Source organism: Paraburkholderia diazotrophica, from assembly GCF_038900755.1.
Lineage (GTDB): Bacteria > Pseudomonadota > Gammaproteobacteria > Burkholderiales > Burkholderiaceae > Paraburkholderia > Paraburkholderia diazotrophica_A.
This window is the reverse complement of record NZ_JBBPEN010000001.1, coordinates 438,886-453,629: the sequence shown is the minus strand read 5'-3', so window position 1 is coordinate 453,629 and position 14,744 is coordinate 438,886. Positions and strand designations below refer to the sequence as shown.

Annotated in this window: 17 protein-coding genes; 7 read left to right on the top strand and 10 right to left on the bottom strand. The window is 63.0% G+C overall.

Annotation, left to right across the window (positions count from 1 at the left end; genetic code table 11):
• Positions 1–23: 23 nt before the first annotated feature.
• From AABE10_RS02200 to AABE10_RS02190, 3 genes are all read right to left on the bottom strand, one after another.
• A complete protein-coding gene (locus AABE10_RS02200) occupies positions 24–764 on the bottom strand; it encodes an SDR family NAD(P)-dependent oxidoreductase (RefSeq protein WP_342931653.1) in 741 nt (246 codons plus the stop codon).
• A gap of 178 nt (positions 765–942) precedes the next feature.
• On the bottom strand, positions 943–1,224 hold the full coding sequence (locus tag AABE10_RS02195; protein ID WP_342931652.1) for a DUF6723 family protein: 282 nt from the start codon (positions 1,222–1,224) through the stop codon (positions 943–945).
• Between the two features lie 160 nt (positions 1,225–1,384).
• Positions 1,385–1,732 (bottom strand): hypothetical protein, encoded by a 348-nt coding sequence (locus AABE10_RS02190; protein WP_342931651.1) that lies wholly within the window; start codon positions 1,730–1,732, stop codon positions 1,385–1,387.
• Between the two features lie 284 nt (positions 1,733–2,016).
• Between AABE10_RS02190 and AABE10_RS02185 the strand changes: the two genes are divergently transcribed.
• On the top strand, positions 2,017–2,169 hold the full coding sequence (locus AABE10_RS02185; RefSeq protein ID WP_177200307.1) for a DUF6496 domain-containing protein: 153 nt from the start codon (positions 2,017–2,019) through the stop codon (positions 2,167–2,169).
• A 158-nt stretch (positions 2,170–2,327) separates the two neighbouring features.
• On the opposite strand, the gene AABE10_RS02180 is transcribed toward AABE10_RS02185, so the two are convergent.
• Positions 2,328–2,750, bottom strand: coding sequence for a GFA family protein (locus AABE10_RS02180; protein ID WP_342932235.1), 423 nt, complete (start codon positions 2,748–2,750; stop codon positions 2,328–2,330).
• A 216-nt stretch (positions 2,751–2,966) separates the two neighbouring features.
• On the opposite strand from AABE10_RS02180, the gene AABE10_RS02175 reads away from it, so the two are divergent.
• Both AABE10_RS02175 and AABE10_RS02170 read left to right on the top strand, forming a co-directional pair.
• Positions 2,967–4,745: a hybrid sensor histidine kinase/response regulator gene (locus AABE10_RS02175; RefSeq protein ID WP_342932234.1), complete on the top strand. Its 1,779-nt coding sequence runs from the start codon at positions 2,967–2,969 to the stop codon at positions 4,743–4,745.
• Between the two features lie 404 nt (positions 4,746–5,149).
• A complete protein-coding gene (locus tag AABE10_RS02170) occupies positions 5,150–6,136 on the top strand; it encodes a zinc-dependent alcohol dehydrogenase family protein (RefSeq protein ID WP_342931650.1) in 987 nt (328 codons plus the stop codon).
• Between the two features lie 27 nt (positions 6,137–6,163).
• On the opposite strand, the gene AABE10_RS02165 is transcribed toward AABE10_RS02170, so the two are convergent.
• The 4 genes from AABE10_RS02165 to AABE10_RS02150 form a co-directional block, all read right to left on the bottom strand.
• Positions 6,164–7,033, bottom strand: coding sequence for a LysR family transcriptional regulator (locus AABE10_RS02165; RefSeq protein ID WP_342931649.1), 870 nt, complete (start codon positions 7,031–7,033; stop codon positions 6,164–6,166).
• 353 nt (positions 7,034–7,386) lie between these two features.
• The gene (locus AABE10_RS02160; RefSeq protein ID WP_342931648.1) at positions 7,387–7,914 is read right to left on the bottom strand and encodes a hypothetical protein; all 528 of its coding nucleotides are present in this window, start codon (positions 7,912–7,914) and stop codon (positions 7,387–7,389) included.
• Between the two features lie 215 nt (positions 7,915–8,129).
• A complete protein-coding gene (locus tag AABE10_RS02155) occupies positions 8,130–8,606 on the bottom strand; it encodes a nuclear transport factor 2 family protein (protein ID WP_342931647.1) in 477 nt (158 codons plus the stop codon).
• A gap of 22 nt (positions 8,607–8,628) precedes the next feature.
• Positions 8,629–9,261: a TetR/AcrR family transcriptional regulator gene (locus AABE10_RS02150; protein WP_342931646.1), complete on the bottom strand. Its 633-nt coding sequence runs from the start codon at positions 9,259–9,261 to the stop codon at positions 8,629–8,631.
• Positions 9,262–9,387: 126 nt separating this feature from the next.
• Between AABE10_RS02150 and AABE10_RS02145 the strand changes: the two genes are divergently transcribed.
• A complete protein-coding gene (locus tag AABE10_RS02145; protein ID WP_342931645.1) occupies positions 9,388–10,035 on the top strand; it encodes a YceI family protein in 648 nt (215 codons plus the stop codon).
• Positions 10,036–10,048: 13 nt separating this feature from the next.
• On the opposite strand, the gene tdh is transcribed toward AABE10_RS02145, so the two are convergent.
• Positions 10,049–11,077 carry an L-threonine 3-dehydrogenase gene (gene tdh, locus AABE10_RS02140; protein WP_342931644.1) on the bottom strand — a complete coding sequence of 343 codons (1,029 nt, stop codon included), beginning with the start codon at positions 11,075–11,077 and terminating at the stop codon, positions 10,049–10,051.
• Between the two features lie 18 nt (positions 11,078–11,095).
• Entirely contained in the window at positions 11,096–12,295 is a 1,200-nt protein-coding gene (locus AABE10_RS02135; protein ID WP_342931643.1) for a glycine C-acetyltransferase, read from the bottom strand.
• 149 nt (positions 12,296–12,444) lie between these two features.
• Here AABE10_RS02135 and AABE10_RS02130 point away from each other — a divergent pair, with 149 nt between their 5' ends.
• The 3 genes from AABE10_RS02130 to AABE10_RS02120 all read left to right on the top strand — a co-directional run bounded on the left by AABE10_RS02130 (position 12,445) and on the right by AABE10_RS02120 (position 14,713).
• Positions 12,445–13,071, top strand: a complete 627-nt coding sequence (locus AABE10_RS02130) for a helix-turn-helix domain-containing protein (RefSeq protein ID WP_428983251.1) — start codon at positions 12,445–12,447, stop codon at positions 13,069–13,071.
• Positions 13,072–13,157: 86 nt separating this feature from the next.
• Positions 13,158–13,547, top strand: a complete 390-nt coding sequence (locus AABE10_RS02125) for a DUF2471 family protein (RefSeq protein WP_342931641.1) — start codon at positions 13,158–13,160, stop codon at positions 13,545–13,547.
• A 107-nt stretch (positions 13,548–13,654) separates the two neighbouring features.
• Positions 13,655–14,713: a tyrosine-type recombinase/integrase gene (locus tag AABE10_RS02120; protein WP_342931640.1), complete on the top strand. Its 1,059-nt coding sequence runs from the start codon at positions 13,655–13,657 to the stop codon at positions 14,711–14,713.
• The last annotated feature ends 31 nt before the right edge of the window (positions 14,714–14,744 follow it).

Sequence of the window (14,744 nt, the reverse complement as noted above, 5' to 3'; positions counted from 1 at the left end):
AGCTCGCCGCCTTGTTCGAACGCTTAGAACGGCTCCTTGAACGGCCGCAGATCGATTTCGTGCGTCCACGCGGACGGGTGCTGAAGATGGATCTGCCAGTACGCCTCGGCAATTGCATCGACATTCAGCAGTCCGTTCTCGCCGCGCTCGCTCGCCACCTGCGGACGCGCATTGCGCAGACGCTCGCCGTCGATACCGCCGTCGATCACCACATGCGCGACATGCAGCCCGAGCGGCCCGAACTCGCGCGCCATGCTTTGCGCGACCATCCGCAGCCCGGCTTTCGCCGCCGCGAAGTGCGCGAAACCGGGCTTGCCGCGCAGACTCGCCGATGCGCCCGTGAAGATCACTGTGCCGCGTCCGAGCGGCGCGAGCCGCCGCGCTGCCTCCCGTCCAACCAGGAAGCCGCCGACGGGCCCCAAGCGGAGGAAGTCCTCCATCTGCGCTTGCGTCAGGTCGCGAAACGGCACGTAGCGGTTGTTGCCGACGTTGTAGACGACGAGCGAAGGCACGTCGATATCGTCGGGCGGCGACATCGCCCTGTCGAACAGACGCATGACGTCGGCTTCCGATGCGCCGTCCATCACGAACGATTCCGCCGATTCGCCGCGGCCCGCGATGTGTTTCGTCACGGCATCGAGCTTTGCCTGCGTGCGGCCCGCGACGATCACGTGGTATCCGTTCGCCGCGATTTTTCTGCACAGCGCCGCGCCCAGACCGACTTCGGCGCCCACGCCGATCACCATTGCGCTGTTCCGCTTCATCGCGTTTCTCCGCTGTCGTTTCTCCGTTGCCCGCGCGCCGTGAAGCAAGGCGCATTGAAACCGTCGCGCGATTATAGGCACCGAACGCAAACGGCTGCCGGTGAAACGACACGCTCGGCAGCGCCCGTTTTTCTGATCGGCGAGATGTCGAAGCGCCCGCTCGCCAGCACGAATGGCGTCAGGGCTCGGGGTTGTCGATGTCCGACCTCACGACCGTTTCGCCGTGGCGCTGCGCGGCCTCGCGCGCCTGATCGCCGTCGATGAACGGCCCGATATCGGGCGCGCCCGCAAAAGGGAACAGCAGCCGCCCGTCGGTTTTGCGCACGACCTTCAACTGCCCCATGTACGAGCCCTCCGTCGTGCGACGATAGGTGGCGTAGATCTGGTAATCGTCCGGCGACTCGGGTTTCGAGGCCACAGCGTCGCGTGCTTTCGGGAAAATCATCCGTGGCCTTGTCATCTTGCAACTCCAGGGTTGAATGCCGGTCTCGGGTTGTCGCCGGCATATCGGTTGAAATGACGCAATGTTTCGCGTGAACTCGCGTGACAAGTGCGGGGCGCGCACATTGCGGATCGGTTCATGCTGTACTGCTGCTCGCGGCGCCGATGCGCTGTCGGTGTCAATGCACATTGGCGCCGCCGCGCGGCTTGCCGATTCCCGGCACGCGCTGATCGCCGCGGGCGTGGTTCGGATTGGGGACGCCTGCATCGGATGCGGCCGCGCCCGTCATGCCGGGCGTCGACGACTGCCGCGGCTGCGGCGTATTCAGTTCGCCGGAAGTGACGCCAGGCGTCGCCATCGACTTGTCGCTCTGCGTCGCGGGATGCGTGTCTGTCTGCGCGTAGTGGGCCACCGGCGTGACTGCGGGCGCGACTACTGGCGCGACTACTGGCGCGACCGGCGCCGCGATCGATGCACCGGCAAAGATTGCCGCCGTCGCGCCGCCGGCAATGGAAACCGTATTCACGAGATGCTCCTTCGTCTTGCCTGTCGGGAAACGCTCAGCAAACCACGTTCCGCTTTGCCGCCGGCGCGTCATGGCGGCGTTCGCGAGTGGCTTTGCGATGGGCTCTGCGACTTGCTTTGCGATTGCGCTTTACAGATTCGCATGCACGTTCATGCGTAATCCGCGAATCCGCGGTCCCCGGCGTGAGCGGCACATGCTTCCGCGGGAACGATGCATGCTCGTATCTGTGATGACGCAGCGAAACGGCTGCGCGTTTGCCACATCGATCGGAGAAGGAGAACGCCATGCCACTGAAGAGAGGCACATCGAAGGAAACCGTCTCGCACAACATCAAGACGGAAAAGAAGGCGGGCAAATCGCAGAAGCAATCCGTCGCGATCGCGCTGAATCAGGCGCGCAAGTCCGGCGCGAAGATTCCGAAGAAGAGCGAGAAGTAGGCTAGCATCGTTTGCTCGAGACGCGGGCTGAGCGATCGGCCCGCGCAACGCGCCGACGGCTTCGGCAAGCGAGCCCAGCCGGCGGCGCCTTTTTCTTTCCAGCGCTGTTTCCAGCTTTCTTATCTCTTACGCAAGACGCGAAATGCGGAACGCGGGCGCTACCGCGTGCGCTCCTCGTCGTACTCCGGGCGCGCGCCGCGCGGCAGCCACGGTTCCTTGCGGATGCACCACAGTTCGTAGTCCGGCTCGAACAGGCCTGTCTCGTCGAACGCCCCGAGCGGCACGTCGATTTCGTCGCGATCCGCGTACATCATGAACGCGACCGATCCGCATGCCGGGCAGAAGTGACGCCGCCCCTGTTCGGAGCTACGCCATTCGCGCGTGCTGCCTGTTAAGGCGACGGCGTCGCGGCGGAAAATCGCGTACGAACCGAACGCGGATCCGTGCACGCGCCGACACGTCATGCAATGACACATGCCGACTCGTATCGGCGCGCCCACTGCGCGAAACCGCACTGCACCGCACGCGCAACCGCCTTCATGGATTTGCTGCTGGGACTCATGACTCATCGCGTCCTCCATCAGGTGAAGCCTCATCCTGCTGCACCGAGCCGTCGGCGTCAAACGTTGCCAGCCCCACGAAATCCGGGCACCTCTGAATGCGCAACGCCTATACTTCGGTAACGGTCGAGCCGGCGTTTTGCGGGCTCGCCGACCACTTCACACGAGCGTATTGACGCCGGCTACGGACCCCGACGAGTGGATCTGACCGTTGCTAACCATCACCCTTCCAGCACCATGAGCGACGGCATCGAAAACGCCCGCCGTGCGGGCGTACTACGTACCGGCGACCTGCGCGAACGCCCCGCGCGCGCACCCGACCACGCGGCAGAAGTGAGAACGCTGGTCACGGTAGCGGGCGCGCAAACGGGACGCCGCGACACACTGCTGCAAGCCATCGCCGATGCGGCGCTTGCATCGTGCCGCGCAGGCAGCGCCGGCATCAGCCTGCTCGAAACCACCAGCGAAGGCGAAGCGGTATTCCGCTGGCGCGCGGTCGCGGGGGCTTGCGCAGGCCTCGAAGGCCAGACGACGGCGTGGGCCGAATGCCCTTGCGGCGTGACGCTGCAGCTCGGCGCGCCGCAATTGTTCGTCGATCCGGCGCGGTACTTCACGAGCCTGGGCGAAGCCGGCTCAATGATGACGGAAGGCATCATTACGCCGATTCCGGCGCGCAGCGCCGACTCGAAACAACTGGGCGCGATCTGGGTTGCGTCGCACGACGACCATCGGTTCGATCGCGAGGACGTGCGTCTGCTCGGCAATCTCGCCGTGCTCGCGGGCGCGGCCCTGACGCTGCTCGATGCGCAACAGGCGGCCGAAGCGGAAGCGGCCGCCGCACAACAGGCGCGGCGCGCGCTCGAAGATGCGGCAAGCCGGCGCGACGAATTCATCGCGATGCTCGGCCACGAGCTGCGCAATCCGATGGCGCCCATCGACAGCTCGATTGCCGCGCTCAAGCTGCTGTGCGCGGGCGAAAAGCCCGCCGATGAAGTGCTTGCCATCGCGCAGCGGCAAATGCGTCAGCTGCGCACGCTCGTCGACGATCTGCTCGATGCCGCGCGGCTGCGGCACGGCAAGCTCGCGATCAAGTTCAGCCGCACGTCGCTGAACGAGATCGTGTATGACGCCGTGACGGCGCTCAAGCATCACATCGACGCGCGCAAGCATCGGCTCGTGATCGAAGGACTCGACGAGCCCGTTTGTGTGCGCGCCGATCATGTGCGGCTCAGCCAGGTGGTCGGCAATCTGCTGTCCAACGCCGCGAAGTACACGCCTGCGGGCGGCACGCTGCGGCTGCGCGTGCAGGTCGATACGGACAGCCCGGCCATCGATCCCGAGCGCGGCGGCATCGTGTCGATCGTCATCGAGGACAACGGCGTCGGCATGAGCCCCGAAGCGCTCGCGCATGTGTTCGAACTGTTCGCGCAATCGCCGTCGAGCATGCGCCGCTCGGAAGGCGGCCTCGGCATCGGCCTCGCGGTCGTGAAGCGGCTTGTCGAACTGCACGACGGCACGATTGCACTCGACAGCCTGGGCGTCGGACGCGGCACGATCGTGTCGCTGCGTCTGCCGATTCTCGATCGCGAGCCAGGACTCGCACCGGATCTGCCGGTTGTGACGAGCGCCGCGCCGAGCCGCATTCTGCTCGTCGACGACAACGCCGATGCGCTCGACGCGCTGCACTTGCTGCTCGAACTCGAAGGCCACAACGTGATTGTTGCGCGCGGCGGACGCGAAGCGGCGCGGGTTGCGGCGAAGGAAATGCCGGAAGTCGGCATCATCGATATCGGCATGCCGGAGATGGACGGCTTCGAAGTGGCGCGCACGATCCGCGCGAACCGTGACCTCGCGCATATGTTCCTGATCGCGCTGACGGGCTACTCGTCGGAGTCCGACAAGTCACGCGCGCTCGCGGCGGGCTTCGACTATCACCTGACGAAGCCTGTGTCGATGGAACGGCTCGCCGACGTGCTGTCGCATCGCGACGGCAGAAACGTCAGCGGTCTTGTCTGATGAAACGCGCGATGAAGCGAAGGTGAGCCGGCGTGTGTTCGTCGGCGTCACTTTTCCTGGGTCCCGCAAACTCTCACCTCTCGCCACTCGGCGCACTTCAAAGCGCTGCTGATGCTGTCCGCAAAGCCTTATGTAACAACGGTTTGCGGCTGGCATCGGTGCATGCTCGAAGCGCTTGCCGCTCACTCCCGAATCTTCTCACCTTAATGGCATGCGCTCCATCGAACCTGGGTTCCATTCGCAGACCCAGGTAAGCAACCGGCGACTGCCGATGCAACGCGCGCGCTCTTTCGCGGCCATGCATTTGCGTTTGGCCGTCGTGCCAAATCGTTGATTTACCAGGGTTCATGGTTGGCCGATGATGTTTGGCATCAGCAGCAAACATCTAACGGCAGGAGCCCATCATGTCCATGCAAGCCCTCGTGCTCAACCAGTACAACGGTCCGCTCGAACCGGCGACGCTGCCCATCCCCGAGCCCGCGCGCGGCGAGGTGCTGGTGCGGATCAACGCAAGCGGTCTGAATCCGCTCGATACGAAGATCCGTGCGGGCAACGCGGCCCATGCATGCCATCCGTTGCCGCTCGTGCTCGGTATCGATCTCGCGGGCGTGGTCGTCGCGGTCGGCGCGGACGTGACTGCGTTCAGGACGGGCGACGAGGTGTACGGGATGACGGGCGGCGTCGGCGGCATCCAGGGTTCGCTCGCGCAATACGCGGCCATCGATGCGCAACTGCTCGCCCACAGGCCATCCAATCTGTCGATGCGCGAAGCAGCCGCGCTGCCGCTCGCGTTCATCACGTCGTACTCGGGCATCGTCGACCGTGCGTATCTGCAGGCCGGTCAAACCGTGCTCGTGCAAGGCGGAGCGGGCGGCGTCGGGCATGTGTCGGTGCAGCTTGCGCATGCGCTCGGCGCTCGCGTCTTCGCGACGGCAAGCGCGCGCGATCACGATATCGTCGCGCGATTCGGCGCAACGCCGATCGACTACGCGGCGCGCAGCGTCGAACAGTACGTCGACGAACTGACGAACGGCGAAGGATTCGATCTCGTCGTCGATACCGTCGGCGGCGCGGCACTCGATGCATCGTTTTCGGCCGTCAGGCATTTCGGCCATGTGGTGAGCGCGCTCGGCTGGGGCACGCATGCGCTCGCGCCGCTGTCGTTCCGCGAGGCGACATACTCGGGCGTGTTCACGCTTTATCCGCTGCTCACGGGCAAGCATCGCGCGCATCATGGCGAGATGCTCGCGCAAGCGACGCGTCTTGCCGAGCAAGGCAAGCTCGCGCCACGCATCGATCCGCGCCGCTTCGATCTTGCCTCTGCCGAACGCGCATACGATGCGATCACGCAGCGCACCGCGCGCGGCAAGATCGTCGTCGAAATCGATTGATGGATGGATCGATGAGCGGCAGGACGCTCACACGTTCGCAAGCCGTTCGATCACGTGATCGAGCAGTGCGCGCAGACGTGCAAGACGCTTCAGGTCGCGATGATAGCCGAGCCATACATCGCGGCCCGGCGGCGCTTCGCCGAGATCGATGCGGCGCAGGCCCGGCGTGTTGTCGCCGAGCGGACACGGCAGCACCGCGAAACCGCCGCCTTCGGCACACATGCGCGCCTGCGCGCCGCGGTTGTTGCTCGCGTAAGCGACGTGCGCGTTCGGCAGCATCTGCCTGATCCAGGCAACGTCGGGCAATTCGCCGAATGCGGTATCCATCGTGATCAGCGACTGGCCCTTGCCGTCGCCGCGCACGGGCGCAACGAGATCCACGCGTCCGTACAGCGTGTAATCCATATGCATCAGCTTGCGCTGGATGATGTCGGGTTCGTCGAACGGCGTGATGCGAAACACGAGATCGGCTTCGCGCCGCGCGAGATTGTAGCGGCGCGAATCGGTGATCAGCTCGATCGACATCTGCGTATGACGCGCAAGAAACGCCGCAAACACAGGCGTGAGCACGTGAATGCCGTACCAGTCCGACGACGAAACGCGCAGTCCGCCCGATAGTTGCTGCTCGCTGCCCGCGAGCGATCGCATGAACGCGTGCGCTTCTTCTTCCATGCGCTCGGCGTAGACGAGCACGGCGTGGCCTTCGTCGGTCAGCACAAAACCATCGGCCGTGCGTTGAAAGAGCGTGTGGCCGACGGCTTCTTCGAGCGCGCGCAAGCGTCGGCCCATCGTCGGCTGGGTCTGTCCGAGCTGGCGCGCGGCCGCGCCCAGCGTGCCGCAACGAGCGACCGCGAGGAAGATCCTGACGTCGCTCCAGTCCAGTTTCGAATCGTTCATAGCCGCTCTTCGCTGCATGCGATCGGTCGCGTTGCCTGCGATTATGACGGGCGATAGCACGCTTGCGGTGATCGTCGCGTGTGTGGATGCGTACGGTTGTGTCGCAAGGTGAGGGCTTTCGGGAGCACGGCGCCTTGCGCTTCGATACCCGCAAAAGCTCACCTTTGAACCGATGCGCGACTTTTTCATAGGCGCTCGCGCATGCCCGCCGAACGGTTTACACCTTGTTTTAGCGATGTTTTTGCACTTGAGGTGAATCGCGTGTTACATCCGTCGATCACCATCCGCTCTACTCCCGAAAAGCCTCACCTAAGCCGCGAGAACACACAGGTCGCGCGTTCAATGAGGCACGCTCAGAACTTCACCTTCACCTGGAAGCCGATCGTGAACGGAAGGTTGTCGGAAGGAATTGGCGGAACGACGATGAAGTTCGCGCCGACGCGTTTGTATTCGACCATCACGATAGGCGCGACGACAGGACCGATCGTGTGATCGTGACCGAGGCCCCAGCTGCCGTAGTTGTAGCCGGAAATGATGCCGCCGATCACGGCCAGGCGGATGATGCCCCAGTGCACGAATTCGGGTGCCCAGACGGCGCCGCCATACCACGACGGACGGCTCAACGAATTGCGAAAGCCGCCCCCCGTCAGCGCCCATTGCCCGTTGAGCCAGCATTCGACGCCAAGGCCAGGATTGAACTGCTCGAAGTGCGTGCCCGGGTCCGGGTTGATGTGATACGAGGCGAGCATCGCATCCACCCATACGCCTCCGCTGCACCAGTCGGCTGCATGCGCGCCCGATGCCCCCATCAAACCGATGCCTGCTATCAGCCCCGCCACGCATGCACGACGTATCTTGTTCTTGATCTTTTCAAACGGCATGTGCTCTCCGCAACCGGTCGCGCGCCGGCGTCATCGATGTCGCAATGAGTGTCGAATTGCTTTCCCGTCGCGCACTGTACCCCACAACCATGATGTTGATGTGGAGTGTGCGCTCGGAACGACAACGCGCTCGCAGACGGCAACGATAGCGAAAGAACGATGACAGCCAGGTGAATGCGTCGAACGCGCAAACACCCGGACAACGTGCGCGAGACTTAAAGGCCGAGATCCGACAGTCCCGGATGATCGTCCGGACGACGGCCGAGCGGCCAGCGATACAGTCTTTCTTCTTCGCGGATCGGCTTGTCGTTGATGCTCGCGTGCCGATACGCCATCAGCCCGTTCTCGTCGAACTCCCAGTTCTCGTTGCCATACGAACGGAACCAGTTGCCCGAATCGTCGTGCCACTCATAGGCGAAGCGCACGGCGATGCGGTTATCGGTGAACGCCCACAGTTCCTTGATCAGCCGGTAGTCGAGTTCCTTCGCCCACTTGCGCTGCAAGAACGCGACGATTTCCGCACGCCCCGTCGGGAACTCCGAGCGGTTGCGCCATTTGCTTTGCGGCGTGTAAGCGAGCGACACGCGTTCCGGCTCGCGCGTATTCCATGCGTCTTCAGCGGCGCGTACTTTCTGGATGGCCGTCTCGCGCGTGAACGGCGGGACGGGTGGACGTCTTTCGATTTCGGCCATGATGTTTCCTCGTTGAACTGCGTCAGGTGGACCTTCGCCCGTTCGACGAACGGGTGCTTTCACTTGCGGCATCGAGCAGATGCATGGCGGCAGCGCGCGCATCGAGGGCGGCATCGGGGTCGCCGCTCACGAGCGCGACGCCGATCGCGCCGTCGATAAGAATCAGCCATTGACGCGACAGACGCGCTGAGCGTCGTCCGTCGCCGCCCGTCGACGCGACGTACTCGTCGCATTGCGTGCGCACGAATTCGAGCAGACGCTCCTTGTGTTCGCGCGCGACGACGCGAATCGGATCGTCAGCTGAAGCGATCTCGCCCGACGCATTGAGAAACGCGCAGCCATGAAAAGATTCCGACGCAAACCATTCGCGCAATACATCGAACATCGCGAGAAGACGCGCGCGCGGATGCTTGCCACGGCGCAGCGTGCTTTCGCCGAACCACGTCATCCAGCGTTCGTCGCGCCTTTCGAGCGCGGCCGCCACCAGCGCATCTTTCGATTCGAAGTGCGTGTAGAAGCTTTTGCGCGCGGTGCCCGACTGCCGGACGATTGCATCGACGCCCGTTGCGTGAATGCCGCCTGCGTAGATCAGGGCTTCTGTCGCATCGAGCAGCCGTTCGCGCGCGCTCGCGGTGGTGTCATCGGAGGTAGTCATGTGCGAATGGTAGAACGATCATTCTCCATCGTCAAGTCTTTGTGCGCGGCGATGCACAGCCCGCTATCGGCGCGTTCGCGCGGCTTGCATTATCGTGTCGGGTAATCGTTCAAAAGGATGAGTGTCATGAGCATCGTTTTTCGCCGTTCTGCTCTCGCTGCCGTGACAGCCGCTGTGCTTGCCGCGACGTTGGGCGCGTGCACGCCGCTGCAGGTCGTCACGCATACCGTCACGGCGACGGAGGCACGCGTGCCCGCCGGCCAGTACAAGCTCGATCAACATCACACGAGCGTCACGTTCGACGTCGATCACCTTAAATACACGCGCTTCACGATGCGGTTCGATCGCGTGGCGGGTCAACTCGACTGGAACGAAGGCGGGCTCGACAAGAGCCAGGTGACGGTGACGATCGACGCGGCGAGCATCGATACAAATGTCGCGCTACTGGACAAGATGGTGAAGGGTCCGGACATGCTCGATGCCGAGCGCAATCCGCAGATCCGTTTTGTCAGCACGCGTTTCGAACGCACGGGCGATGCGCGCGGCAAGCTGACGGGCGATCTGACGATACGCGGCGTGACGCAGCCGGTCACGCTCGATGTGACGTTCAACGGCTACGGCCGCGATCCGCTGACGAAAGCCGATACGCTCGGCTTTTCTGCGGACGGCCGGTTCAGCCGTTCGAAGTTCGGTCTGACGACGTGGTATCCCGCCGTGGGCGATGACATTCACGTCGTCATTCAGGCAGAGGCTGCACGTCCGCCCGCAAGCTGAACGCGCGCGCTCATCATGCGGTCCAGTCGAGGATGACCTTTCCGCTTTCGCCGGAGAGCATGGTCGCGAAGGCTTCTTCGTAATCGTCGACGGCAAAACGATGCGTAAGAATCGGCGAGAGATCGAGTCCGCTTTGCAGCATCGCGACCATCTTGTACCAGGTCTCGAACATCTCACGGCCATAAATGCCCTTGATTTCGAGGCCTTTGAAAATGACCTGCGTCCAGTCGATCGCCGTTTGCGCAGGCGGAATGCCGAGCAGCGCGATTTTGCCGCCGTGGTTCATCGCTTCGAGCATCGACGTGAACGCGCTCGGCACGCCCGACATTTCAAGGCCGACGTCGAAGCCTTCCGTCATGCGCAGATCGCTCATCACATCGCGCAGCGATTCGCGCGACACGTTCACCGCGCGCGTCGCGCCCATCTTGCGCGCGAGGTCGAGCCGGTAATCGTTGATGTCGGTGATCACCACGTTGCGCGCGCCGACATGCTTCGCGATCGCCACGGCCATGATGCCGATCGGGCCCGCGCCCGTGATCAGCACGTCTTCGCCGACGAGATTGAACGAGAGCGCCGTGTGCGTCGCGTTGCCGAACGGATCGAAGATCGCGGCTAGATCGTCGGAGATTTCAGGCGGAATCTTGAATGCGTTGAACGCGGGAATCACGAGATATTCGGCGAACGCGCCCTCGCGATTCACGCCGACGCCAACGGTGTTGCGGCACAGATGCCGGCGCCCCGCGCGACAGTTGCGACAGAAGCCGCACGTGATATGCCCTTCGCCCGAGACGCGATCGCCGATCGAAAAGCCGCGCACTTCCTGGCCCATTTCGACGATTTCGCCGACGTACTCGTGACCGACGTGCATCGGCACGGGAATCGTTTTTTGTGCCCAGTCGTCCCACTTCCAGATGTGAATGTCGGTACCGCAAATCGCGGTGCGGGTGATGCGGATCATCACGTCGTTGTGACTCACTTCGGGTTTCTTCACGCGGGTCAATGTGAGGCCCGGAGCGCGTTCGAGTTTTGCCAGTGCTTTCATTGCTATTGATGTCCCGTTTCAGATCACGCCAAGCGAACGGCCTACGCGCGCAAATGCATCGACGGCCCGATCGATCTGTTCCGCCGTGTGCGCGGCGCTCATCTGCGTGCGAATGCGCGCGCGGCCCTTCGGCACGACGGGATACGAAAAGCCGATTACGTACACGCCTTCTTTCAGCAGCGCATCGGCCATGTTCGATGCGAGTTGCGCGTCGCCGAGCATCACGGGAATGATCGGGTGCTCGCCCGGCACGAGCGTGAAGCCATGCGCGCTCATCGCCTGACGGAAGTGCGCGCCGTTTTCGCGCACCCGTTCGCGCAACTGCCTGCCTTCGTCGCTCGCGAGCAGTTCGAGCACTTTCAGCGATGCGGCCGCGATGCTCGGCGTGAGCGTGTTCGAGAACAGATACGGACGCGAACGCTGACGCAGCAGATCGACGATCTCCTGACGCGCCGCGACATAGCCACCCGATGCGCCGCCCAACGCTTTGCCTAGCGTGCCCGTGATGATGTCGATGCGATCGATCACGCCGCAATGCTCGGGCGTGCCGCGTCCGTGTTCGCCGATAAAGCCGACGGCGTGCGAGTCGTCGACCATCACGAGCGCGCCGTAGCGGTCCGCGAGATCGCAAATGCCTGCCAGGTCGGCGATGATGCCGTCCATCGAAAAGACGCCGTCCGTCGCGATCAGCTTGAAGCGCGCGCCTGCCGCATCGGCTTCGCGCAGCCTCGCTTCGAGATCCGCGAGATCGTTGTTCTTGTAGCGGTAGCGCTTAGCTTTCGACAGCCGCACGCCGTCGATGATGCTCGCGTGATTCAGTTCGTCGCTGATGATCGCGTCGTTGTCGTCGAGCAGCGTTTCGAACAGGCCGCCGTTTGCATCGAAGCAGCTTGAGTAGAGGATGCAGTCGTCCGTCTTCAGAAACGCGGACAATGCACGTTCGAGTTCCTTGTGAACGGTCTGCGTACCGCAAATGAAACGCACCGACGCCATGCCGAAGCCGTCCTTGTCGAGCCCTTCTTTGGCGGCTGCGATCAGGCGCGCATCGTTCGCGAGGCCGAGATAATTGTTCGCGCAGAAGTTCAGCACATCGGCGCCGCTGTGAAGACGAATGTCCGACGATTGCGGGCTCGCAATCACGCGTTCGGTCTTATGAAAGCCATCGGCACGAATCTGGTCGAGCGTGTTGCGCAGATGCGCGAGGAAAGGGTCTCGCATGAAACAGCTCCTTGAATGGCCGACTTTTCAACGCTACGCCAACGCACGATGTGCGGCAACGCTGCGGCCTGTTATAGTCGGCGATCGGTTTTTATCGGAAATTTTCGTTTTTTCGAACTAAAGTTCGATATGTCGAACAACTCTAAACGATGGGTCTGGAAATGGCAAGTTCGGGAATGCGCCGGGGGGCGTCGGGTACAGCCGCCACTGTGGCGCAAACGGCTGCGGCGCCGCCGCGCGTCGGCGAGCAGATTCAACGATTGCGCAGCGAACGCAAGATGACGCTCGACGATCTGTCACGCGCAGCGGGCGTGTCGAAATCGATGTTGTCGGAAATCGAACGCGACAAAGCAAATCCGACGATCGCCGTCGCGTGGCGGCTGACGAATGCGCTCGGCGTCAGCCTGGATTCGCTATTCGCGCCGCAAAAAGCGCCGGAACCGATCGCGGTCTCCGGCCCACATGACATTCCGACGTTGAGCGGCCACGACGCCCGATATCAGTTGCGCGTGTGGGGGCCGATCGAGCTGGCGGGCAAATTCGAATGGTATGAATTGACGCTGCAGGCGGGCGGCGCATTGGTGTCGAACGCTCACGAGCCGGGTACGCGCGAACATCTGACGGTTTTGCACGGCATCATCGATATCGACGCGGCGGGAACGACGAAACGTCTGAAGGCCGCGGATACGGCGCGCTACGTCGCCGACGAACCACATGCGATTCGCAACGCCGGCAAGGGCGAAGCGAAGGCCTTGCTGGTTGTCATCCACGGTTAAACCTGCACGACGCATTCTTCGGCAATACGCCAGGTTGCGGCCAATACTGTATGTTTGTACAGTATACGCGACTGACGGAGCGAAGAATGAACATCAACCAAGAACAGGATCTGGCGGCGCTGCGCTTCAAGTCGGCCGCGCGCGACCTCGAACATATCGTCCGGCATATCGCTGCGCGTTACATCGTGCAGCAGGTGCCGCTGACCTGGCGTCTTCTGCATGCGATCGAAGCGGAAGCACTCGCCGATCTCGGCTTTGCCAGCCGGCACGATCCGTTCATGCTCGCGCTGTTCCAAAGACCAACGGATTTTCGGTTCCCCGAGACGGACGATCCCGTCGACTTTGGGCAGTCGAATGCGTTGCCGGCTGTATTTGCGTTTGCCGTTGCGGCGTATGACGAAACGCAGAAGTCGAAGGGGAAGATGCCGACGCGGCGAGCGGCGAGTGGAGGTGTCCGCCGGGCTTGGGGCGGATGAATGGCGTCCGATATCGACTTCGACGTATGCGGAGGGACAGCGCTGGGAGTTTATGCGCGTAAAGTCACCGACTACAATCGTTTGCCGCAACTAACGGAAGCATAACTATGACTTCAGCCGATCCCGTTGGGTCCGTCGGTCCGTCGCCCGGGGCAACGGACCTGTTCGACCAACAGCGTCAAGACTGGCTCCTCGATCCGCGCACCGCATTCGACGCCTGGCTCGCGAGTCAGAATTTCCGCGAGTCGTCGGCGGAGGTCTATCGCGCTCAGTGGGGACTTTTCCTCGAATGGCTGCAGGCTCGGCACAAAAACCTTGTGACGGTCGACATGCGCTCGATCGCCGAATTCGTTGCCGGACTCTCGATACGCAAACCGCAGCGCGCGCGCTATTTGCGGTTAATCGAACGTGTGCTCGATCATGTGCGCGAAATCGAACTCGCGTCCACGAACCCGGCGCGCTTTATTGCTCAGGATGGCGAAGCGGAGTGGCGTAACGCGCGCGACAACGAGCCGACAGGGTTTCTCACGAGCGCGGAACGGTCCGCATTGATCGCGCATCTCTCTTCGCCCGTCGCGCATCTGTCACCGGCGCAACGCTGGCGCGAGCGTCGGGATCGCGCGTTGATCGCCGTATTTCTCGGCGGCGGCATCAAGACAGGCGAAGCGCGGACACTTCCGCTCGGCTGTGTGACGGCCGGCTCGCCGTGGATCGTGATCGAAGCGGCGAACCCGCTTTTTACGCGCCGGACCCGCCTTGCGCCGTTCGCCGTATCGATCCTCAACGCGTGGCTCGAAGAACGTAAGCAAGCCGAATTGCCGGGCGATCTGGTGTTCCCGGCATCGCCATCCGGGCGGCCGATGCACAAGGCGACCATGCTGCGAGCCGTCGATGCGTTGACGGAAGCGTCGGGAATCGGCCATTCACGGGAAGCCCGCGCAAGCCCGCATACGCTGCGCAACTCATTCGCAGCGGACCTGTTCGAAAGTGGGATGGAAGTCGAGGTGGTCGGGCAATGGCTAGGATTCGCCCAGGCCGTATCCGCGAATCGGCTGCATCGCGCATGGAAAAACTGGGCTGAACAGCAGAAATTCGACGAAGAAAGACAGCTCGCAGCGTCCGCGGTGTCTCGCGCGAATGCCGACGACATGCAGGACAACGGCTAGACGAGTCCCGTAAACCTTCACCTTAGCGGTC